Origin of the sequence: Thiorhodococcus fuscus, from assembly GCF_042682685.1 — a bacterium.
Taxonomy (GTDB): Bacteria; Pseudomonadota; Gammaproteobacteria; order Chromatiales; family Chromatiaceae; genus Imhoffiella; species Imhoffiella fuscus.
The window spans coordinates 60377-82161 of the sequence record NZ_JBHUHX010000009.1; the positions used below are offsets into that span (position 1 = coordinate 60377).

The following is a 21785-nucleotide window of genomic DNA, read 5'->3' on the forward strand; positions in this document are numbered from 1 at the left end:
GGGCGATCGACGCCTGGAGAACGGAAACCGGGGCGCCTCTAGAGGGCGCGCGGTCGAGTCAAGGACAAGAGCTGTGCACTCCCGGAATCGAGCTGCCCCCAATCGTCCGGCATTTCGAGCCGGGCGACGGCGGCGGTGGGCAGGAGCTTGCCATCGTCTGGCGGCTCGTAATCGTCCGCGACGAGATGTCTCAGCAACGCTTCGAGTCCGGGGTTATGGCCGATCAGGAGCACGGTTGCGGCCTCGGGCGGAACCCGTGACAGCACCTCCAGCAGCTCGGGCAGTCCCGCCTCGTAGATGGCACTATCCCAAACGATGCGCTTCTTCTTGAAGTCCAGGCACTTGCATACCTTGGTCGCAGTCTGGCGGGCCCGCTCGGCCGGCGAGCTGACGACATGGTCGGGCACCAATCCCTCGCGATAGAGCCAGGCCCCCACCTTGGGTGCATCGTTCTTGCCGCGTTTGGCGAGCGGACGATCGAAATCGGTCGAGGCGCCAGAGTCCCAATCGGACTTGGCGTGACGGAGCAGCAGGAGTTCTCGAGACATGGAAAAGAAGGGATCGGCGTAGATCAATCTGGGTCGACAACCTGCCAATGACAACAATGGCGGTTTTTAACACATCCGTCATTTTGGCGTAACCGCGCGACGCAATTCCCTTAGCGAATCTCGGCCAATAGGCGTGAAATCATCTGGCGCGACTGGCTGAGATAGCCGCCGCCAAAAAGATTCAGGTGATTGAGGACGTGGTAGAGGTTGTAGAGCAGGCGGCGAACCCCATAGCCCGGGTCCAGTGGCCAGGCGGCACGGTAGGCCGCATAGAACTCCGAACCGAAGCCGCCGAACAGCTCGGTCATCGCCAGATCCGCCTCGCGATCTCCGTAATAAACGGCCGGATCGAAGATTACCGGCTGCCGGTCGGGGGTACTGCCGATGTTCCCGCCCCACAGGTCCCCGTGCAGCAGCGAGGGCACGGGATCGTGCCCGATCAGCAGGCCGAGATCCGCCATCAGGCGCTCGCCGTCGTGCTGCAAATCGCCGCCGTGTCCGTTGGCGGCGGCGAGTTTCAGCTGATGACCGAGACGCTGCTCGCGCCAGAAGGACACCCAGTCGCGCTCCCGGCGATTGGTCTGCGGGGTGGAGCCGATGGTGTTGTCCCGGTGCCAGCCGAAGGTCTCAGCGCTGGAGCGATGCATGGCCGCCAGCCGTTCGCCAGCGAGCGCGCCATCCAGCCTCCCGCCGAGATCCAACCGCTCCATGACCAGGAAGGACTGACCGTCGGCAACGCCGGTACAGATCGGACGGGGAACCCGAATGGCCTCGGCCGAGGCCAGCGCGGTCAACCCCTCGAATTCGGCCGCGAACATCTCGGCGCGGTCGGTCGAGTTCAGCTTGACGAAATAGCTGCGACGACCATCGCCGAGCACGGCCGCCCGATTGATGCAGCCGCCACCGACCGGTTGTTCGCGCTCGACCCGAAACGACTCGCCAGTCGCATCGCCGATCGCGTCGGCGATCCCACCCCATCGACTCATGGATGAATCTCGCGTCCGAGCCGGCGCAACAGTGGGCTGTAGCGAGGAAAATGGGCACGCAGGAATTCCATCTGATCGGCCAGCACGTTGCGACCCATCAGATAGACGTACTCGGCATGCGTCGGCGTGAAAGGAACCGCCAGCAACTCCATTCCAGCGTCCTCGGGAGAGCGGCCGGCCTTGTAGTTGTTACAGCGAATGCAGGCGGTGACCAGATTGTTCCAGTGATCCTCGCCCCCCTTGCTGGAGGGGCGGACATGATCGCGCGACAGCAGACGCGGCGAGAACCGCTGACCGCAGTACATGCACATGTGATCGTCGCGCTGAAACAGGGTGCGATTGGAGAGCGGGGGGACATAGTCGTCGCTCTGCAGTTTATTCAGCGAGCGATGGAGGCCGACCGTGGCGATGATGGAGTGAATCCGAAGCCGGCTTTGCGTTTGGGTCGCGGCATTGATGCCGCCACGCAACAGAAATAGAGGGTCACCGCACGAGTAGGCGACCTGACCGAGAAAATAGAGTCGGGCGGCGGTCCGGTAGTCCACCCATTCGAGTGGCATACCGGCCAAATCCGTTCGCAGTACCTGTTGGTTCAATGGCAACATAGTCGGAAGCGGCTCGGAATTTGCGAGCATCATACACGCTTGCAGCACCTGCGCAAACGATGCTCGTTGGATGATCGGAAGAGGATCCTGCTCCTGGAAGCAGACCCAGAACCTCTGATGAGATCGAGAATCGAACAGCCTCTAAATGGGGTTAACCACTTGATCATTCACACCCTCTGAAGGGTCCCGGTTGAATTCCGAGCCTGTCAAGCCAGCCGCTCCACCCGAGCCGGGAATATCACGCAACCAATTGATTTTCAGTTACCAAACGGAAGCTGGTTAATCTTTTACCAGAACCGCAGGAGCGCTTGACTGACGCCAACTTGGGAGCGCCCACGAAAGGCTATCCCCAGACTTATCCACAGGCATTGTGAACAAATGAAGATCCTTCTCGCTCGCCGGAACTGGCAGACGCCCCTCTCTGGCACCAACGGAGGACCAACACGGCCCTTGAATGGAGACACAGCGACGACGTGAGCGTACACCTCGAACGCCCTTCCGATGACGCCACCACGGTCGTCTTGCGCGTCGCCATCGCGGCCCCTCTGCTCGGACTCTTCGACTATCTCCCCCCCTCGGATCCAACCGCCCGGCCGACCCCGGGACAACGACTCCTGGTGCCCTTCGGGCGGAGCCTGCGGGTCGGAATCCTGGTCGAGATCGTCGATGCGACCCAGGAGGACCCGGCACGGCTCAAGCCGATCGAGAAAGCCCTGGATGCAGGACCCCTCTTCGGCGAAAAGGATCTCGCCCTCATCCAATGGGCGGCAGCCTACTATCAGCAGCCGCTCGGCACCGCACTCTTCACCGCCCTACCCGCCCGACTGCGCCAACCCAGCCCGATCTTGGAGGAAGCGGTCCCGGGGATCCGGGCGACAGCGCAAGGGCTGAGTCTAGACCTGACGACACTGGCCCGCGCACCCAAACAGCGTGTCTTATTGGAGACGGCCCGCGAGTGCCCCAACGGACTGCCACTGTCGGATCTCTCCGCTCGGCTCGGCGATTGCGCAGCCGCCATTCGCGCGCTCGAGCGCAAGGATCTGATCGAGCGCTGCCGACTGAAGGCGACGGCACCAGCCGCCGTGGATCTCAGCCCGGACGGTCCCGAGCTGAACGCGGATCAGCACAGGTCCGTCGAGACGATCGGCGAGGCGTTCGGCGCCTTCCGTCCCTTCCTGCTTCAAGGCGTCACCGGAAGCGGTAAGACCGAGGTCTATATCCGACTCATCCAGACCCTGGTCGCAACCGGACAGCAGGCGTTGGTGCTCGTGCCCGAGATCGGCCTGACGCCGCAGCTGCGCGACCGTTTCCGACAGCGCATTACCGGCCCCATCGCAGTGCTCCACTCCGCCCTGAACGCGAACGAGCGCGAGCTCAACTGGCACCGAGCCGCACGCGGAGAGGCGACTCTCATCCTCGGGACGCGCTCGGCGATCTTCGTGCCCATCCCGCGTTTGGGACTCATCCTAGTGGACGAGGAGCATGACGCCTCGCTGAAACAGCAGGACGGATTCCGTTACTCGGGCCGCGATCTGGCGGTGCGACGTGCCCAGCTGGTCGGCTGCCCGGTGGTGCTGGGTTCGGCCACGCCCTCATTGGAGAGCCTTCAGAACGCCACATCCGGACGCTATGGCTGGCTGAGACTGCCGCAGCGCGCAGGCGGCGCGCAGGCGCCGACGATCTCGCTGCTGGATATCCGCGCCCAGCCGCTCCAGGCCGGCCTCTCGCACGTGCTGCGCGCAGCCATGCAGTCGGAACTGGACGCCGGCAATCAGATCTTGCTGTTCCTCAATCGGCGCGGCTATGCACCGCTCTATACCTGCCACCAATGCGGCTGGGTCGGCGAATGCCCGCACTGCGACGCGCGCCTGACCCTGCATCTCGGTCAACGGCGGCTCTGGTGCCATCATTGCGGCTGGTCGAACCGACTGCCGGAACGTTGCCCAAGCTGCAACGGCGAGGATCTGCGCATGATCGGACGCGGCACCGAACGGCTGGAGGATGAACTGCGTCCGCTCTTTCCCGAGGCTCGCATCGCCCGCATCGATCGCGACAGCACGCGGCGCCGGGGCGAGCTGGACCGCGTTCTGGAGTCGATCCGGCGCGGCGAGATCCAGATCCTGCTCGGGACCCAGATGCTCGCCAAGGGACACGATTTCCCACAGGTCACGCTCGTCGGCATCCTGGATCTCGATCAGTCGCTCTATGCCAGCGACTTCCGCGCCCCCGAACGCACGGCGCAACTCATCGTTCAGGTCGCAGGCCGCGCCGGACGGGCCGAACGACCCGGTCGGGTGGTACTCCAGACGCGACACCCCGAGCACCCGCTGCTCCAGTCGCTGCTGCGCGACGGCTATTCCGGGTTCGCCGCCGCAGCCCTGGCCGAGCGGCAGGCCGCCGAACTCCCACCCTTCGCACACCTGGTTCTGATGCGCGCGGAATCCCCGCGCGCGGACCAGCCGACGGCCTTCCTGCGCGAGGCGCGCGCACTGGCCGAAGGATTGGATCCGAGCGGGGTCCATCTGCTCGGTCCGGCACTCGCCCCGATGGAGCGCCGCGCCAACCGCTACCGCAGCCAGCTCATAGTGCTGTCGAGCGAGCGACCGGCGCTCCAACGTTTCCTCGCCCGCTGGAACCAGGCCCTGCATGCGCTCCGTCCTCCCAAGGGGCTACGTTGGTCGCTGGACGTGGACCCGCAGGACATGCTCTAGTCGATGGATTCAGGTATTCTAATGGCCTGTGATCACAACCACTTCGGTCGCCGCGATCAGGTACCGAAGCATCCCGATTCATCCCATTGCGGACCAGTTCTGGGCCCGACCCAGCCATCCAAGCGGCTGCGACGCGTGCTCGACCGTGTGCCAAGACCAAATCGTCAATCTGCATGAAGCAAGACATCAAACATCTCATCGTCGCCGCGCTCCAGACCCTCGTCGACCAGGGTCAGCTCGATCTTCAAGAGTTGCCCGAGCCTCAGTTGGAACGCACCAAGGACGCCAGTCACGGCGATTTCGCCACCAATCTGGCGATGGTGCTCGCGAAGCTCGCCCGTACCAAGCCGCGCGATCTGGCGCAGCGACTGATCGAGGCATTGCCCGCCTCCCCGCTGATCGACAAGGTCGAAATCGCGGGCCCCGGATTCATCAACTTCTTCCTCGCCGAAGGCGCCTATCGCTCGGTCGTACCGCAGATCCTCACGACCGGACAGGCATACGGACTGAGCCAGGTCGGTGCCGGCAAGCGCGTGCAGGTGGAATTCGTCTCGGCCAATCCGACCGGTCCGCTGCACGTCGGACACGGACGCGGCGCGGCCTACGGCGCGGTGGTGGCCGACCTGCTCGCTGCGGTCGGTTTCGACGTCCATCGCGAGTACTACGTCAACGACGCCGGCCGCCAGATGGATATCCTGGGCACCTCGGTCTGGTTGCGCTATCTGGAGCTGTGCGGCGAGGAGCTGCGCTTCCCGAGCAACGGCTACAAGGGCGACTACGTCTGGGACATCGCCGCCACCCTGCACCGCGAGCACGGCGACGCCTACCGTGTGGACGCCGACCAGGTCTTCGCCGACCTCCCGGCCGACGCGCCGATCGACGGCGAACCGGAGAACGCGACCGGCGACAAGGAGGCCCATATCGACGGCCTCATCGCCGCTGCCAAGCGTCTGCTGGGCGACAACCGCTACCGCTATGTCTTCGAACTGGGGCTCAACACCATCCTCGACGACATCCGGGCCGACCTGTCGGAGTTCGGGGTCGACTATCAGGAATGGTATTCGGAGCGCTCGCTGACCGAGAGCGGTGCGGTCAACCGGGCGATCGAGCGACTGCGCGCGAGCGATCACGTCTACGAACAGAATGGCGCGCTCTGGTTCCGCTCGACCGCGTTCGGCGACGAGAAGGACCGCGTGGTGGTGCGCGACAACGGCCAGACCACCTATTTCGCCTCCGACATCGCCTACCACATGGATAAGATGGAGCGTGGATTCGACCGCGTCATCGACATCTGGGGCGCCGACCATCACGGCTACATCCCGCGCGTGAAGGCCGCGCTGCAGGCGCTCGACAGCGACGCCGACCGGCTGGAGGTACTGCTGGTCCAGTTCGCCATCCTCTACCGTGGCGGCGAGAAGGCGCAGATGTCGACCCGCTCCGGCGAGTTCGTCACCCTGCGCGAGCTGCGCCAGGAGGTCGGACGCGACGCCGCTCGCTTCTTCTATGTGATGCGCCGCTGCGAGCAGCATCTGGACTTCGACCTCGACTTGGCCAAATCCGAGTCCTCGGACAACCCGGTCTATTACGTCCAGTACGCCCACGCGCGCGTCTGCAGCGTGCTGCGCCAGGCGGCCGAAAAGGGACTGGTGGTCGATCCGAGCCCAGGCACGACCAACCTGGAGCGACTGACCGAGGCGCACGAGGAGACCTTGCTGCGCACCCTCATCCGCTATCCGGAGGTCGTGGAGTCGGCCGCGCTCAAGGCCGAACCGCACCAGCTCACCCAGTATCTGCGCGAGTTGGCGAACGATTTCCACACCTATTACAACGCCCACCAGTTCCTGGTGGAAGACGGCGTCCTACGCGATGCCCGTATCAAGCTGATCCTGGCCGTGCGGCAGGTGTTGCGCAACGGCCTAGGGTTGATCGGCGTCTCGTCACCAGAGAGCATGTAACCTATGCCCAGGGATTACCGGCAGAGCACTCCGATTCGAACGAGCCAGAAGCGCAAGCAAAACCGTTCCTGCGTCTGGTGGTTCCTGATGGGCACCGCGCTCGGTGTCCTGGCCACCAACATCCTGAGCTCGCGGCACAGCGACACCAGCGGCTCCCCCGAAACGGCCGCCAAGCCGGCGGCCGAGACGGAGAAGCCGCACGTCGCGCCGAACTTCAGGTTCCAGGAGATCCTGTCCGATACTCAGGTCGACATCGGCGACAACACACCACCTCCGCCACCCGCGCCACGCCCACAGCCGCGAGCGGAACCGGAGAAACCCGTCGAAAAGCCTGCGGCCAAGCCGCAAATGGCGGCCCCCACCCCCACACCGCCAGCCGAAACGGTGACACCACGCAGCGGAACCTATGTGGTCCAGATCGGTTCGTTCGGACGCCAGGCCGATGCCGAGCGACTCAAGGCCGAACTGGCGCTGCTGGGCATCTCCACCAACATCCAGACGGCGACCCTGTCGACAGGCCGGGTCACGCACCGCGTGCGCACCGGCGCCTACGCCAGCAAACAGGAAACCGAGAAGATCCGCGCCATCCTGAGAAAGCACGGCAAGGACAGCATGGTGTTCCCGATCAAATAGGGCACGCCGGACGGACGGGGCATCGCGCCGCGTCCGCGAAAAACCTGATGGCCCAGCACAGCGGCTGGGCCATTCGTATTTTTGCGAACGATTCATGGAGGAACCGACCGAAACGAAGCACGACGCGTCGCGACCGCATGATGCGCCGGAACAGGCCACTCGACTCGGCGGGTAATGACGAAGGACAGACGAGAGGAGCAGACAGCATGCTGTATCAACATACCATCGGAATCATTGGTGCCGGACAGGTGGGAATGGCGGCGGCCAACGCCCTCTTTCAGCAGCGCATCGCCAACGAGCTGATCCTCGTCGACCTGGATCGGAACCGGGCCGAGGGAGAGGCGATGGATCTGATGCACGCCCAGGGCTATGTCGGTCGGCGCCGGGTACGAGCAGGAGATTACGCCGATCTGGCCCAGGCCCAGATCGTGATCGTCACGGCCGGCGTCGGACAACGGCCCGGCGAGGACCGACTCTCGCTGCTCAACCGCAACGCGGCGGTCTTCCGCCAGATCGCCGAACAGCTCGACCGTCACGCCCCCGAGGCCATCCTGATCATCGCCTCCAACCCGGTGGACGTGCTCACCTATGTGATGCAGACGCTCTCCAAGCGCCCTCACGAACAGGTCATCGGCACAGGAACCATGCTCGACACCACCCGGTTGCGCACCCTATTGGCCGAGCACTACATGGTGGATCCGCGCTCGGTCCATGCCCTCATCCTAGGCGAGCACGGGGATTCCGAGATCGCCGTCTGGAGCCATGCCAACATCGGCGGCACGCCGATCTGCGGCAACAGCATCCTCGGCAAGCCCTACGATCCGGCCCAGATGGACCAAATCCTGACCCAGGTGCGCCGCGCGGCCGAGGAAATCATCGCGCGCAAGGGCTACACCAACTGGGCCATCGGGCTGGTGCTCGCCCATCTGGTACGCACCATCCAGGAAGACCAGAACAGCGTGCTCCCCATCAGCGTACGGCTTGCCGGCGAATATGGTATCGAGGACGTCTGCCTGAGCATCCCGGTCGCCGTCGGACTCCGAGGCGCCGGGGGACGGGTCCCCATTCCGCTGAACGACACGGAGCGGCAAGCACTGACTGCATCGGCCGAGACCTTGAAACGCTGCCTGCACTCGCTCGATCTCTGAGCGCATACCGGAGCGCCTCCCCATCCGTCCAGCGGTTGAGGACCTACCCCTTCACCGTCAAGACCTGCTTCCTTATGTGCATAATGGACCCCACTTCATCCAGCAATCCAAGTGGTGTCCTAAGTGCCGACCAAGACAGCAAGCGGCAGCCCTAAAGCCTTCTCATACCTTCGCTTCTCCACTCCTGAACAAGAGCGCGGCGACTCCTTCCGCCGTCAGACATCCCTAGCCCAAGCCTGGTGCATCCGTCGCGGGATCGACTTAGACGAGTCCAGCTACCAGGACTTGGGTGTCTCTGCCTACAGAGGAGCCAATGCCGAGACAGGCAAGCTCGGAGAGTTCATGGACGCAGTGAAGGAGGGACTGATCCCTCGGGGGTCTTATCTGCTGATCGAGTCCTTGGACCGTCTGTCGCGCATGACTCCACGGCGAGCCCTTCGAGTGCTTACCGACATCTGCGATGAGGGAATCGTCGTGGTCACACTGTCAGACAACAGGGAATACACCTCAGAGACACTGGATGCTGATCCTCTGTCGTTCATGGTGGCATTCCTGGTGACCATGAGAGCCAACGAGGAGTCGGCAGCCAAGGCTAGAAGGATCAAGGCCGTATGGGACAACAAGCGCAAGCAGGCACTGGAGCAAGGTAAGGCGCTGACCAGTGTGACGCCTGGATGGCTGCAGTTGGTAGATGGTCAGTACCGGCTGATCCCTGAGAGAGCGGCTGTGGTCAAGCAGATCTTCGCCTGGCTGGCTGAAGGCAGAGGCTTGGATCAGATCGTCAGGATGCTGAACACCCAAGAAATCCCCACCTTCGGGAAGTCCGAATACTGGAGCAAGGGTTACATCGCCAAGCTGAGAGACAACCCGGCAGTGGTTGGAACGCTGATCCCTCACGTTACGAGCTATGACAAAGGCAAACGGATCAGGACGCCTCAAGATCCTGTCCCTGGCTATTTCCCGGCAGCCGTAGACCAAGACACCTTCAACACAGTGGCAGCAAGAGCGGCGACCAGACAGCCGAAGGTCAACCACGGAAGGTCTGTCTCATTCCTTCTGGCCAGCTTGGCGAAGTGTCCCGTCTGTGGTTCGAGCATGACACGGACCCAGAAAGGCAAAGGCATGGGACCAGGAGACTCAAGGCTTGTATGCACCAAGGGCAAGGCCGGCGCTGGGTGTTCTTATCGGTCTGTGGTGGTCCAGCGAACCGAAGATGCCTTGAGACAGCATGCTTCCTTCATCGTTGGGACTGCTCCATCAGGAGATGCCTTGGTCGATTCCGAGCTGACGGACGTTGAAGTCAAACTCACTGGTATCGAAGAAGTCATGGGCCACATCATGGAGGCAATCGAGCATGGAGGAGGCAGGGAAAGTGGATCGATGCCGCTGCTGTCCAGCAGGCTGGCAGCCTTGGAGGAGGAAAGAAGGGCATTGGAGCAGACGAGACGAGAGCTGATGGAGAAGCTCTCGACAATGGACAGCACCATGGTCGACAAGAGACTTGCACGACTGGAGGATGTCTTGCTGTCTGGAGACATCCACGCAGGCAACACTCTACTGAGAGAGCTGTTCACGAGTGTGGTGGTCGACTATGAGCGCGGGGAACTGAGGCTGCAGTGGATACATGGAGGAGAGACTTGCATCCCCTACGCAATGCCGCTAAAGAGCGCATAGGAAACCCTCAAAACGATCCTAGGCAAGACTGGTAGGCAGGCATCGCTGGTAGGCAGGCATCGTGCGAGGCATGCTCGCCCCAGTGAGGCTTAGGCGGCGTCTGAGATGGCAGACAATTACTGCCACCCAGTAGAGGGAGGGAGCCGCCCGCTTCCCCTAGGTGATCCAGTCTCCAGAACACCCCGACCGACATCTACGCGAGAACCTCTGTAAGCCCTTGTTATGAAAGGCTCTCGCAAAAACCGGGTGATTAACACTCCCTAATAGACCAGAGAAGCCGTCCGCTTCACCCAGGCGAGCCGCCCCCAGAACGCTCCAACCGACGCCCGCCTAGCCACGCTTGCAAGATTCTGTTCTAAAAATACTTTTCTTGAAACGGGTGATTAGGGCGGCCCTGTAGAGTAGAGAGCCGTCCTCTTCACTCAGGCGATCCAGCCTTCCAGCCATCCACCACGATGCCTCGTCCCTGACGGACAACCATCACAGCCAACAACCTCAAGGAGGAGCCGACCCCATGTCCACCCGCCGCCATGTGCAGGTCTCTCGGCACATCGAGCTGAGGACCGAGCTGGCATTCCTGCGTCTCCGCTTCTGCAAGCCCGTCTCGAAACTGGAGCTGTCCAGGATGACGGACGTTGAGCCTCAGACCATCCGCCGGATCGTGCGAACGATGGAAGCCATCGAACAGGCTGGACAAGAACTGCCCGAGACCTGGAAGGACGCGAAAGCGTTGGCCAAGGTGCTCGGCTGAGAACGACGACACATCACCCCGATAGGTCAGCCCAGGACGCTCTTGGTAGAGATTGAGAGTACCCGAGGCTGACTTGCCATTCAGCTGCTAATTCCCAATGCAGAAATTTGTGCATTGGAGACTGCCGGCAAGCGGGGCGGCAAACCCCGTAAGGATTACACCCTCAGCCGCAACCAGCAATCCAACAGGTTTTTCGCAGCTCAGAGAAAAACCCCTAGAGCGCACAGGCAAGGATGGTCGACTGGCTCAAGCTGGAGTCAGCCAAGGAATACCTGGCAGCCATGCGTCGTGCGCTCAAATGTGAGAAATCCTCACTTTTGACAACCACTCGGGGCAACGCTGGCCAGGGTCTCTTTTTGCTGGCTCGGCTAATGTCTATCGCCGATGTCGGTCCTTGGTTCCGATCACTCGGGACGCTTGTGCTACAGGCTCTTGAAGCTATCACCCTCTCAGCGGTGCCGTCCTTTCCCGGTCTAGCGACTCCTCGCACCTGCACTGCAGGAATGATCCATCCGGCAACACGCCAACTCTGATCATTCGATCAACAGCTCACACCAGGGCTACTCAGTCACACCAATCCATTCAGGTCAGCATCTACAGGCTTGCCAGCTAGCTTCCTTTTGTTCAGGGGAGTTGGTGGGCTAGCTGGATGGTGCTTGCCTGTGGGTGCTCACCTGAAAAGGAAACTGAACAATGTCTATCACTGACAACATCAACGAATACGAAGTCAAGAAGAACCGTAAGCGCCGCCGTGGTCCCAGCGATGGGAGAAGCCTCAAGGGAACCCACGACACAGCCACCGAGAAGCAGTACATGATCGCAGGGTTCAGCGAGGAGTCGGCTAAGCGGATGATCAAACACCGTCACCGCTTCCCCTTCGAGCTGGACGGCACACAGCCAACGTATGACGCACGGACGGTGTGGAGCTGGATCGGGAAGCCGCAAGGCAAATTTGCCAACTGGGTGAAGCGGGATCTCATGCCGACAACCAGTCACCTGATGTTTCAGTCACAGATTAGTGACCGAATCCTGACCCCCACAGGCAAACGAGGTGGGCAGCAGATTGACTACCTTCTGAGCCGCGATGTCGTGATGGATCTAGGCCAGCAAGCTAGAACGCCTGAAGGGCAGGAGATCCGAGCCTACTTCCGTGACATGGAGAAGGCGGTCTACATCATGGGCTCGTTCCATCAATACCGAGTCTCTGACCTAGTGGAGCTGGACAAGACCCTGAAGCATTGGACACGCAAGACCTTCGGTTCTGCCGGTGCTAGCTGGGATGAGACGATCTTCAGTCTCGTTGCCCGTGCTGTCTCCGGCTATTCCGCTGGAGTGTGGAAGACTACATTCAATCGTCCAATCCGTGATGTCCTGAACATGAAAGACCTTGAGCGGTATGGGCGGTGCTTGGAGATGATGATCACGCTATTGGATGCAGGGATCACCAACACCGACACGCTGTACGTCAAGGCTTCAGGCCGCTTCGGTGGAGATGTCGAGATTGGAGACTACATCACTACAGTCGAGCAGACTGAACGCTTCCATCAAGCAACAGCCAAGAAGAAGGTCAAGGCACTGAAGGAGGTGGCGTGACCATGACCCCCTGATAGAGGGGACCATGACGAGGGAGCGCTCTACAGACCATGAGCCCCCGGATAGGGAGACCATGGAGGCTGCCCTGGCTCCCGTCAGCCATGACCCCCCAGTCGAGGGGACCATGGAACAACCGATCTCCGTCCCATCCGTCGAGGCACTGAGGCTCAATGCCCGTGGAACCAAGCGGTCCCTGGTCGACGCCTTTACCTGCCTGTTGAACCAGGGCATCTCCTTTCCCGAACACCTGGAGCCGTGGCACTGGGTCGAGGCTCTGGCTCCCAGGCTGAAGACCATGGCCAAGGAGCGCGGACTTCCATCCGCCCTGGAGCTGGCAAGCTTCTCGACACGCCATCGCAGCGCCTTTGCCGTCGACGAGATCGCCAGGGATTACCTGATCGACCTGAAGTCCTGGGCCAGACACCCCAAGCGACACCATCCCCACCAACCACTGCAGGCCGTCCCTGCGTCCTGAAGAGACAGAAACCCATGAACGATCCAACCCATTCACCCGTCAACGGGACCGACACACCACTCGGCTTGCCCGAGAGCTGCCCGTGGGCGGACCAGATCCTCCTCATGCTCGGTCGAATCGAAGGCAAGCTCGACGCCTTTCAGCGCCACATGGCCGTCATGGACCGGAAGCTGGAGAGCGTCTCGACTCAGCGCCAGCAGAAGCACTGAGAATGCCTCAGAGCCTCGCTGTACGTCGATCTCAGGGTCTCTTGTCCTTTCGGTATGACTCACATCACCGAGAGCGGCGGGAGGCTCAGAGAGCCGCACAGAGGGACTTAGGCAGAGACCCAGCAGAACAGGATAAACACAGTGATCGAATCGACACCATACAAAGCATGTGCCACTGAGACCGGCGAGATGTCATTAGGCGGCATCCGAGTTGTCGTACCAGTGGCTGACCGATTAACGGACCCAGAGTACATCGTATTTCTTGAGACCCTCACCGTCGTGAGTGACGGACGGAAGATGGTGCGTCAAGTCCGTGAGACTGAGTACGGCGCACAGAATATATTCATCGACGCAATGAACACGCTCGTACTGACATACCCAGAAGACGTGGTGACAGTATGAGCAGGCAAGTCCACAGGATCGAACATCAAACCATCAGAGAGCTGGTAAGCGACGCTACAGAGTATAAGCGCCTGCTCAAGGTGTACCGTGCCTTCCGTGCGAAGAAACCAGAAATGCTGGAGACATGGCCCGCTCTAGTGGATTCGGTCGCCATGACTGTTCAGAGCGAAAAGCTGACAACGGAAGCAGTGGAGAAGTACATACACCACCTATGGCAAGGTGGACGTGCGCCTATCCTTCCTCACCTGGCCAAGGTATACGGGCTGAAGCGCGGCCAAGCCACACGCCTTGACAGCCTCAGATTCCATGTGGATCTGATGAAGCTGGAAAAGTGGACTGTCGACTACGAGAAGCTGCTCGAATACGACAGAGCCCTAGAGTACGTCCTGCCCGAATATGAGTAACACTGCCTGACCCCACAGGCCGCACTGCGCGGATCCCCTCCGCGACCTCTGAATACTGTGCGTAATCAGCACAGAAACCCAATCGACACAACCCTTTCTCGTTGAGTCCTTCCGCATTGCCACAGGCACTGGCTTTCTCTTGAGCCGGTTGTGGGTGCTATGTGGATGGGACTCTGCGGGAGGATTCAACAAGAATGAATCAAGAGACAATGACCCTCTACAAGCAACAACCTCACGTCCTCCCTGAAGTCTTCGCCGCCACCATGCGCGAGCACTGGGAGACCTCCCTCGGCAACGTCCCAAGCCCAGCCCTGCAAGCCCTGTGGCGAACCATGGCCAAGGCATTCAATGCGTCCATCAATGACGAGGAGCATCGCTGGACTGTGCTCCAACCGCCCACGGGCACCGGCAAGACTCAAGGTGCCTGCCTATTCTCGGCCATGACAGCCAAGAAGAACGAAGGTCTCTTCATGGACGAGCGTGTCGGAATCCTGATCGTGACCCGGCTCATCAGTCAGGCCAACGAGATCGTGGAAACCGTCAACCGCATGGCCGGCTTCGAGTGTGCCGCAGCCAAGCATTCCGAGTCCGACCTCACGGCGGAAGAGGCTCAAGCCTTCGATGTTCTGGTGGTCACTCATGCCGCCTATACCAACGCCCTGGAAGGGCTCTGCAAGGATGACAGGAGCCGCTGGGATGCCCTGGTCCGCTGGGAGCATGGCTACCGGAAGCTGACCATCGTGGATGAGGCCATCGCCAACATCGTGGAGGAGTACAACGTCAAGGCGGACGATGTCCGACTGACCCTGGCCTTCATCACCCCGGACATCCGCCACCGCTACCCGAATGAGGTCGCTGCCGTGGAGCTGGTCAGGGATCTGCTGGAGCGGATCGCCGAGATGCACAAGGATGCCGAGGGCGACGAGGACGACACCACCTCCAGGTTCACCGAGTCCAAGGTGCTCTGGACACCCGAGCGCAAGGCTCAACTCCTCGGCTCTGATGCCTCCATCTCCCTCGACAACCTCCGTGCGGCCATGAAGGAGGTCCGCTATGACCTGATCGGCAGCAGACGGGAGTCCAAGGACGACCGCAAGCGTCAGGCTGAACGGTTCGACAAGATCCTCCGCAGCATCGAGGCGATCATGAACAGGTTCATGTGGTACGCGAAGAAGGGCTTAGAGTACAGCTTCAACGGATCCGAGCTACTGATCCCGGATGACCTCCCGTCCCCCGTGGTCCTGGATGCGACGGCTCGACAGAACTTCCTCTGGACCCTCCTGGAGGACCGAGCGGTCATCCTTCCCGTGCCACCCAAGACTCGGAACTACCGCAACGTCACGCTCCATGTGGCTCGGGCGAGAGGGACCGGGAAGACGGCGATGAAGGAGAAGGGCAAGGATCGGATTCCCCGACTCATCCATCAGCTCCAGCAAGATCTGGATCCAGGCAGGAAGGTCTTCGTCGCTCTGCACAAGGACATCGAGCACCATGCCGTCAAGTACGACCCTGGCTTCTCTGAGTGGTCTGTCGGTCACTGGGGAGCCATCGACGGTCGGAACGATTGGATGACCTATGACACTGCCGTCATCTTCGGCCTTCCATACCGGGACACTATCTGGGCGACCAACGCCTTCTTCGCCACCCAAGGTGTCCAGAGCAACGAGTGGCTGAAGAACCCCGAGTGGAAGGGCTACAAGGATGTCCGGGAGGAGATGCAGATCAGACAGGTCTGTGTGTCCGTGGTCCAGGCCGTCAACCGAGTCCGCTGCCGGAAGGTGACCGATGCGGATGGAAGCTGCGATCAGTCGGATGTCTTCATCATCCTGCCGACCGGGAAGATGGGAGAGCAGATGCTGAAGGCTCTGGTGGAGGAGATGCCAGGGATCCAGGTCAAGGGTTGGGACTTCGAGTTGGATGGAGCCAAGCCAAGGCAACGGATCAAGAAGGGCTCAAGTCATGAGGCGCTCCTGACTCTGATGCAGAACGCGCTGCCTGGAGATTACTCGGTGAGCCACTTGAACACCGAGCTGGGCCTAGCGCCCAAGGGGCTTGAGAAGATCAAGGCTGCCCTTCGCGATCCAAGCCACCCTCTGACCCGAGCCCTGCTGGAGGTCGGGGTCAAGGTTCAACACTCTGGTGCCAAGCGAGGAGCAAGGACGACGCTCATCAAGACGTGATCAGTTATCCCCCTGGAGACCCCTAAAGGAATACTTTAGAGATGTTGGGGGGGTATTCGCATGGCCAAGGACGGCCAGGATCCACCTGATCCAAGCTTGACAAAGAGACTCCACTCCTTCGTCGCTACGTGCGTCGACCACCATCAGCCATCACCCTGGACCACCTTCCTCCGGGCTTCGCCCTGATCGACATAACAGAGGATGGAAGGGAAGATCTTCATGGTCCCCTTCCACCTCAGCCGGCCTCAAGCTGCCTCAAGCCTCTCGGCTCGGAGTCCGATCAAGCTGCCTTCCTCGCTGATCGAGCCGGATCCCTTGGCTGTCCAGCTTTCTATGTCGATCAGTCGAGAGAATCCGACTGAGCCAAGGAAGACCGTGGTCCCCTGATCTAGGGGGGCATGGCGCTGCTCTGGGCTTGTTGTCATCCGCTGCCGAGAGGCTTGAGCCCTCGCTGCGCCTAATCCTGCTGTCCTGGTGGTGCGAAGGTCGGCGGATCTTCTGGCTGTCTCTCTTCTTGTATCTGTGATTTTTCCAGAGGGACAGCTCTAGTCCCTCCATACCGCCTCCCTCTGCCTGCCTCTCTACCACCGAAGGTCTTCGTCTCCTTCGCTCTTGCACCCCACCCGCTGCCTGTCGGCCTTCGACAGTGACGCCCTTCGCCTCCCAGACAGCCGATCTGGTCTCCCTCATCCTCACTGGAGACAGACACCATGAACGACATGACCTCTGCCCTTGGAGACGCCCTCGCCACTTGGGCGAGCGGTCGGCACATCAGCCGTGAGATCCGCAACAGCCTGCTTGAGTCCGGCTACAGCGCCGACGACATCGCAATGATGGAACTCCATCACTTCAAGCCCGCACACCTCCACCTTTCGCGTACCTCCCAGACTGGAGAGAACCAATGACCGCACTGTCCACCTTCACCTTCCCCGTCACTGCAGCCCAGGTCCGTACCGTCACTGACGAGAATGGCGATCCATGGTTCGTCGCCAAGGATGTGGCCGATGCCCTTGGGTATGAGAACACGATGGAAGCGGTGCGCTACCACTGCAAACGCGCTAAGGCGTTGAATACATTGAAGCAGAGCAAAATGCTCTCCTTGCATCCGCACACGAAGCTCATCCCCGAGGCCGACATCTACCGTCTGGTGATGCGCTCCAAGCTCCCGTCCGCCGTTGAGTTCGAGGAATGGGTTGTCGAGGAAGTCCTGCCCTCCATCCGCAAGACTGGCAGCTACTCCATGCAGCCTGCTCTCCCTGACTTCACCGATCCGGCAGCCGCCGCTGAAGCATGGGCGAAGGAGTACCGGGACAAGATGGTCATGATCGACTTCGCCAAGAAGCAGGCAGCCCAGCTCACCGAGCAGGCCCCGCTGGTGGACTTCGCCGAGGCTGTCGTCGCCGACAGTGAGGACTGCTACATCCGCGATGCAGCCAAGACGGTCGATGTCGCCCCCTTCCGGCTCTACGAGATCCTCCGTCAGTACAAGTGGATCCCTGAGTCCGATGTCTACCGGATGGTGATGCGTTCCACCCTCTCGGCTGCCTCTCGATCACTGAGCTGGTGGGCTCTCGTCACGACAAGGTCAAGCAAAGCATCGAGCGCCTCGCAAACCGTGGTGTTATCACTCAACCTCCAATGGAGGATGCGTCCTACAAAGACGGACCCGGCAGCACCATCGTCACCTAGCTCTTCATCTTCTCCGGTGAGCAAGGCCGGCTGGACTCCTTCTCGGTGGTCGCCCAGCGGTTGCCCACACCGAGCGTCTCACCTGCATGCTGGATATAGACGAAGTTCAAAGCCACCGGTTTGGTGGGTTTGGACCTCGCGGGTCGATGCCGCCGAAGCACAAAACCTATAAATCGTCGGTTTTCGGACCTTGTGGCGTAAATTTAATAAACTAATCATAGGCTTACAATGAATCCCTCGGTGAAAGCGAGGCAGCAAATCACCTCAATGAGGACGAAGCACAAAACCTGCAAATCGCCGGTTCTGGAAATTGTGATGTGAATTTGATAAGTGAATCAGGGCTTTACGGGGCGATCCTTGGTAGCCACAAGGCGGAAGCCAACCGGGTTCAAGCGCTGTTCAGCAAGGATTTTCACGGCAACTCTCGCGAATCACGAGGGTCGCGGTTGCGTTCGGATACCAAGCTGAATCCCCGAGGCTGACATCTACCGTCTGGTGATGAAGTCCCGCTTCCCGTCCGCTACGCGGTTTTAGGAGTGGGGTGTCGATCCGTTCGACCCCCTTGGCGAGCGGGAAAGGGGCCGCATCCGTTGTGACCCCTGGCGCGTGGATAGGGTGGACGGCAAATTTCCTCCCCCTCTGAAAAGACCAAGCGGATAACCTCGATTATGGTTCGCCTGACTGGAAGGGGGTTAATCCGATTAACACCCCTGGGGGAAATCAAGAGGTTACGGTGCTCACCGAGCAGGGTCTCTACTTCTTCGTCGCCCGCTCCGACAAGCCCTGCGCTCGGCCCTTCCAGAAGTGGAAGGGTACGAAACCGATTCGTACCCCTGGTGGAGCCCAGAAGGTGACCAAATCGTTGGTTCATGGACCCAAGGGTGGAAGGGGGCGAGCCTCGATTCCTGGCGTTGTATGTTGCACTGGTGCCGAGCCACTCCGATGCCCACAACATGACCACCAGGCTGGACACGGACGAAGTACAAAACCTGCAAATCCCAGGTTTGCTCACTCGCGGCGTGAATTTGATAAGCGAATCATGGCTTTACGAAGCGATCCTTGGTAGCCACAAGGCGGAAGCCAAGCGGTTCAAGCGCTGGGTCAAGCGTGAAGTCCTGCCCACCATCCGCAAGACCGGCAGCTATTCGCTCCAGCCTCAACCCCAGATCCCACAGTCCTTGCCCGAGGCACTCCGTCTCGCCGCCACGCTGGCCGAAGAGAAAGAGCGCCTCGCCCAGGAGAACGCGCAGCTCACCCACATCACGTCCGTCCAGAACGACATGCTTGAAGCCACTGCCCCCAAGGCTGCCCTTCTCGATCAAGCGTTCGAGGATGACCGCTGGGTTAACGTGACCGACTTCGCCAGCCGGCTGGAAGGCGTCAACCGCAACAGCCTGACTTCAGTGATCCGGGTTATAGGAGGCGCGGTTGCAGTTAGCTATCAAGCCACTCGTTTGTAACTTCACGGTACTTGCCGATGAAGTCCTCACGACCACAAAGCCGAGGTTCTGTCAGCAAATGGTAGGCTCTATTTATGGCCTGCCCGATCTCTTCCCGAGTCAACTCTGCACAGAACACCGAGAAGAAATCAGATAGATCGACAACAGCAAGATCGAAGCTCAGGTGCTCGATGAAATCTATTAGTTTGGACGCGGGATATAGATCGCTATCACCCCGGACATCGGAAGCGAATATTACGTATTTTGGCAGATTGCCCCGAACCGCTTTCTTTTGAAAATCACTAAGTCGGTTCTTCCAATCATCCCTTACCGTTACCTCGAATGCCGCTATTAGCAAGTCCTCTCTGTATTCCTCAATATCTCCAGTTGCCCCATCGAATTTGTCAGATGCATGCGGGTGATGTGTAATAACTCGATGCCCATATCGCTTTCGATGGACTTCAATGAAGGCGGCAACCAAGAACTGCTGGATGTGACCCTCTGAGGGTACTTTCATCAGCCTTTCGCAGAGACGAAGACTTCTCGCATACGACAAATAACCCCTTGGTAAAACTGGCAGTGCTTGCGGAATCACCTTGGATTGTTCAAGTCTCCATACAATGTGATTGACAAGCGCTTCCCTTTCTGCTGGCTGCAGGCATTCAAGGTTGCTCACGAATGATGCAAAGCGTATATCAGCCGAGAGATCAAACTGGCGCACCGCTCCCTTCCAGCCTAAATTTTCACCAAATGCCGTTATGCTGTTGTGAAGTGTGACATGCCGTTGAGTCAGCTCCCCTGCGAGTCTCTTATCACCATACTTACCTCGCGCCCCTACTGGGACGGTCTTAAAATCCCACTCTTCATCAATCAACGAATATGCTGCCAGGAAAGCACAAGCAAGTCTCACGCTTCCGCGCTGCGATTCTATATGGCTATCAAATATCGCTTTGACATTTCTAGGCGCAGGCTCTCCAAGAACCTCTCCTTCTGATAGGCGATCAAGCCTATCAAGAATAATATCTACAGCCTTCTCTACACTTTCATTTCGTCTTCGTTTCATAGCGCCAATTCCATTTGATTGAAATCCTCATTTGCAGGCACAAGACCCGAAGGAGATTGAACTCCATTGGCCTGAGAATACAAAGCCGCGCCTATGGCAAATGCCAGATCAGGTGGAACTGCGTCTCCCACTTGCTTGTACTGAGACGAGCGTTTGCCAGAGAAAGCCATCTCGCTAGGAAAGGTCTGGATTATGGCGCACTCTTCCACGCTAAGGCGACGAGCACCAGGCACTATACCTTGCCACGGCTCTCCACCAGCGCGGAGATGAGAGTGGTACTTCGGGGCAATATTTTCCGTATCTATCCAGTGAGTCTTGTATCCGCCCGATGATGCCAGGATTGTGTGGCAGGGTCCGTTGGGATCGATAGGGCGTCCACCTCCATTATAGACATGCCCAGCGTATGGACTCGGGCGTAAGTCTGGATACTTAGCGAAACGCACAGGGCAGTTCGGTGCTTCACCGATAGGATCCGGGCCAAGCCTACTAGCCGCACTTACGTGCGGTAGCGATGTGTTTTCGCCATGGGTTGGCGTAGGTAGAAGTAAGCGATGTGAGCGGGAGCCGAGTATAAATAGTCGCCTTCTCTTCTGCGGCACGCCATAATCCGCAGAGTTAATTACAGACCAGTTAATGTGATATCCACATGCAGCCAGCCTTGAAAGGACTGACTCAAAATACGGGCGAGCCTTCTTGAGTGTAAGACCAGGAACATTTTCCATGAGGAAATACGCTGGCCGAACTTCGTTGAGACATCGGATGAACTCTGGAATCATATCCCTTTCGTCCGCATGCCCTTTGCGCAACCCACCGATTGAAAAAGGTTGGCACGGAGGTCCGCCAACGACAATGTCAACTCGGCCTCGAAATGGCGAGAAGTCAATCTTGCGAACATCTTCGTTGAAGTGGTTTGAGCTGCCATGGTGCAAGGCGTATGTATCCATAGCATCTCGGTTGATCTCGACATTTGCCACAATATCGAAACCAGCCCTCTGGATGCCTAAAGAAAGACCGCCTGGCCCTGAGAATAGGTCGATGCCTTTCACTGATATTGGTATCGCTTCTGGTCGGATAAGCCCCTGCTCTTGCTATCGGATGTGGGAGATCTTTCCGACAACGAGGCAGACAGGGCTAGTAGGGAACTTGCAGCAAAGAGGCTAGGCAAACCTAGCTTGCTTGACGTAGAGTAAAAGCCGTCCGCCGAGGTGCTGACAACACCCCGACGACAAAGCAAGGCCGCCACTAACGGCTTGCACCGGCTCGGACATGATACAGCCCCAGGGGTTGGTCTGTCCGCTCAAGGCCCAACTACGCTGATTC

19 protein-coding genes and 1 pseudogene are annotated in these 21785 nt (G+C 59.8%); 15 read left to right on the forward strand and 5 right to left on the reverse strand.

Annotation, left to right across the window (positions count from 1 at the left end):
* Positions 1-38: 38 nt before the first annotated feature.
* From ACFSJC_RS04785 to ACFSJC_RS04795, 3 genes are all read right to left on the reverse strand, one after another.
* A complete protein-coding gene (locus ACFSJC_RS04785) occupies positions 39-548 on the reverse strand; it encodes a SixA phosphatase family protein (RefSeq protein WP_386024003.1) in 510 nt (169 codons plus the stop codon).
* 110 nt (positions 549-658) lie between these two features.
* Entirely contained in the window at positions 659-1534 is an 876-nt protein-coding gene (locus tag ACFSJC_RS04790; protein ID WP_386024006.1) for a fructosamine kinase family protein, read from the reverse strand.
* A complete protein-coding gene (locus tag ACFSJC_RS04795; protein WP_386024009.1) occupies positions 1531-2139 on the reverse strand; it encodes an HNH endonuclease in 609 nt (202 codons plus the stop codon). Before ACFSJC_RS04795 ends, ACFSJC_RS04790 begins: the two co-directional genes overlap by 4 nt.
* A 473-nt stretch (positions 2140-2612) precedes the next feature.
* Here ACFSJC_RS04795 and ACFSJC_RS04800 point away from each other — a divergent pair, with 473 nt between their 5' ends.
* The 15 genes and pseudogenes from ACFSJC_RS04800 (at position 2613) to ACFSJC_RS04870 (ending at position 19423) form a co-directional block, all read left to right on the forward strand.
* Positions 2613-4850 (forward strand): primosomal protein N', encoded by a 2238-nt coding sequence (locus ACFSJC_RS04800; protein WP_386024012.1) that lies wholly within the window; start codon positions 2613-2615, stop codon positions 4848-4850.
* 173 nt (positions 4851-5023) lie between these two features.
* The gene (gene argS / locus ACFSJC_RS04805; RefSeq protein WP_386024014.1) at positions 5024-6805 is read left to right on the forward strand and encodes an arginine--tRNA ligase; all 1782 of its coding nucleotides are present in this window, start codon (positions 5024-5026) and stop codon (positions 6803-6805) included.
* Between the two features lie 3 nt (positions 6806-6808).
* Entirely contained in the window at positions 6809-7438 is a 630-nt protein-coding gene (locus ACFSJC_RS04810; protein ID WP_386024017.1) for an SPOR domain-containing protein, read from the forward strand.
* Between the two features lie 206 nt (positions 7439-7644).
* Complete coding sequence (locus ACFSJC_RS04815; protein ID WP_386024020.1) at positions 7645-8586, forward strand: L-lactate dehydrogenase; 942 nt, start codon at positions 7645-7647, stop codon at positions 8584-8586.
* Positions 8587-8709: 123 nt separating this feature from the next.
* Positions 8710-10260, forward strand: coding sequence for a recombinase family protein (locus tag ACFSJC_RS04820; protein ID WP_386024022.1), 1551 nt, complete (start codon positions 8710-8712; stop codon positions 10258-10260).
* Positions 10261-10774: 514 nt separating this feature from the next.
* Positions 10775-11011: a hypothetical protein gene (locus tag ACFSJC_RS04825; RefSeq protein WP_386024024.1), complete on the forward strand. Its 237-nt coding sequence runs from the start codon at positions 10775-10777 to the stop codon at positions 11009-11011.
* A 693-nt stretch (positions 11012-11704) separates the two neighbouring features.
* Positions 11705-12604 (forward strand): hypothetical protein, encoded by a 900-nt coding sequence (locus ACFSJC_RS04830; RefSeq protein WP_386024026.1) that lies wholly within the window; start codon positions 11705-11707, stop codon positions 12602-12604.
* A gap of 124 nt (positions 12605-12728) precedes the next feature.
* Positions 12729-13079, forward strand: coding sequence for a hypothetical protein (locus ACFSJC_RS04835; protein ID WP_386024028.1), 351 nt, complete (start codon positions 12729-12731; stop codon positions 13077-13079).
* Between the two features lie 14 nt (positions 13080-13093).
* On the forward strand, positions 13094-13288 hold the full coding sequence (locus ACFSJC_RS04840) for a hypothetical protein (protein ID WP_386024030.1): 195 nt from the start codon (positions 13094-13096) through the stop codon (positions 13286-13288).
* Between the two features lie 398 nt (positions 13289-13686).
* Positions 13687-14094, forward strand: coding sequence for a hypothetical protein (locus tag ACFSJC_RS04845; RefSeq protein ID WP_386024032.1), 408 nt, complete (start codon positions 13687-13689; stop codon positions 14092-14094).
* 194 nt (positions 14095-14288) lie between these two features.
* A complete protein-coding gene (locus tag ACFSJC_RS04850) occupies positions 14289-16274 on the forward strand; it encodes a hypothetical protein (RefSeq protein ID WP_386024034.1) in 1986 nt (661 codons plus the stop codon).
* Between the two features lie 710 nt (positions 16275-16984).
* On the forward strand, positions 16985-17179 hold the full coding sequence (locus ACFSJC_RS04855; RefSeq protein WP_386024035.1) for a hypothetical protein: 195 nt from the start codon (positions 16985-16987) through the stop codon (positions 17177-17179).
* Positions 17176-18135 carry a BRO family protein gene (locus tag ACFSJC_RS04860; RefSeq protein ID WP_386024039.1) on the forward strand — a complete coding sequence of 320 codons (960 nt, stop codon included), beginning with the start codon at positions 17176-17178 and terminating at the stop codon, positions 18133-18135. Before ACFSJC_RS04855 ends, ACFSJC_RS04860 begins: the two co-directional genes overlap by 4 nt.
* A 522-nt stretch (positions 18136-18657) precedes the next feature.
* Positions 18658-18759: pseudogene (locus ACFSJC_RS04865) on the forward strand (hypothetical protein); the annotation flags it as partial.
* A gap of 73 nt (positions 18760-18832) precedes the next feature.
* Positions 18833-19423, forward strand: coding sequence for a BRO-N domain-containing protein (locus ACFSJC_RS04870; RefSeq protein WP_386024041.1), 591 nt, complete (start codon positions 18833-18835; stop codon positions 19421-19423).
* On the opposite strand, the gene ACFSJC_RS04875 is transcribed toward ACFSJC_RS04870, so the two are convergent.
* Both ACFSJC_RS04875 and ACFSJC_RS04880 read right to left on the reverse strand, forming a co-directional pair.
* Positions 19398-20465 carry a hypothetical protein gene (locus ACFSJC_RS04875; protein ID WP_386024044.1) on the reverse strand — a complete coding sequence of 356 codons (1068 nt, stop codon included), beginning with the start codon at positions 20463-20465 and terminating at the stop codon, positions 19398-19400. The two genes, ACFSJC_RS04870 and ACFSJC_RS04875, sit on opposite strands and share 26 nt — an antisense overlap.
* Positions 20462-21511 (reverse strand): DNA cytosine methyltransferase, encoded by a 1050-nt coding sequence (locus tag ACFSJC_RS04880; RefSeq protein WP_386024047.1) that lies wholly within the window; start codon positions 21509-21511, stop codon positions 20462-20464. The genes ACFSJC_RS04875 and ACFSJC_RS04880 overlap by 4 nt, the downstream gene beginning before the upstream one ends.
* Positions 21512-21785 lie beyond the last annotated feature (274 nt).

Excerpts from the sequence above, each read along its gene's own strand:
- ACFSJC_RS04825 (WP_386024024.1), top strand. The coding sequence starts at position 10,775 with ATGTCCACCCGCCGCCATGTGCAGGTCTCTCGGCACATCGAGCTGAGG.
- ACFSJC_RS04815 (WP_386024020.1), top strand. The coding sequence starts at position 7,645 with ATGCTGTATCAACATACCATCGGAATCATTGGTGCCGGACAGGTGGGA.
- ACFSJC_RS04795 (WP_386024009.1), bottom strand. The coding sequence starts at position 2,139 with ATGTTGCCATTGAACCAACAGGTACTGCGAACGGATTTGGCCGGTATG.
- ACFSJC_RS04875 (WP_386024044.1), bottom strand. The coding sequence starts at position 20,465 with ATGAAACGAAGACGAAATGAAAGTGTAGAGAAGGCTGTAGATATTATT.
- ACFSJC_RS04860 (WP_386024039.1), top strand. The coding sequence starts at position 17,176 with ATGACCGCACTGTCCACCTTCACCTTCCCCGTCACTGCAGCCCAGGTC.
- ACFSJC_RS04850 (WP_386024034.1), top strand. The coding sequence starts at position 14,289 with ATGAATCAAGAGACAATGACCCTCTACAAGCAACAACCTCACGTCCTC.
- ACFSJC_RS04835 (WP_386024028.1), top strand. The coding sequence starts at position 12,729 with ATGGAACAACCGATCTCCGTCCCATCCGTCGAGGCACTGAGGCTCAAT.
- ACFSJC_RS04810 (WP_386024017.1), top strand. The coding sequence starts at position 6,809 with ATGCCCAGGGATTACCGGCAGAGCACTCCGATTCGAACGAGCCAGAAG.
- ACFSJC_RS04830 (WP_386024026.1), top strand. The coding sequence starts at position 11,705 with ATGTCTATCACTGACAACATCAACGAATACGAAGTCAAGAAGAACCGT.
- ACFSJC_RS04840 (WP_386024030.1), top strand. The coding sequence starts at position 13,094 with ATGAACGATCCAACCCATTCACCCGTCAACGGGACCGACACACCACTC.
- ACFSJC_RS04845 (WP_386024032.1), top strand. The coding sequence starts at position 13,687 with ATGAGCAGGCAAGTCCACAGGATCGAACATCAAACCATCAGAGAGCTG.
- argS (WP_386024014.1), top strand. The coding sequence starts at position 5,024 with ATGAAGCAAGACATCAAACATCTCATCGTCGCCGCGCTCCAGACCCTC.
- ACFSJC_RS04870 (WP_386024041.1), top strand. The coding sequence starts at position 18,833 with ATGGACCCAAGGGTGGAAGGGGGCGAGCCTCGATTCCTGGCGTTGTAT.
- ACFSJC_RS04790 (WP_386024006.1), bottom strand. The coding sequence starts at position 1,534 with ATGAGTCGATGGGGTGGGATCGCCGACGCGATCGGCGATGCGACTGGC.
- ACFSJC_RS04785 (WP_386024003.1), bottom strand. The coding sequence starts at position 548 with ATGTCTCGAGAACTCCTGCTGCTCCGTCACGCCAAGTCCGATTGGGAC.
- ACFSJC_RS04855 (WP_386024035.1), top strand. The coding sequence starts at position 16,985 with ATGAACGACATGACCTCTGCCCTTGGAGACGCCCTCGCCACTTGGGCG.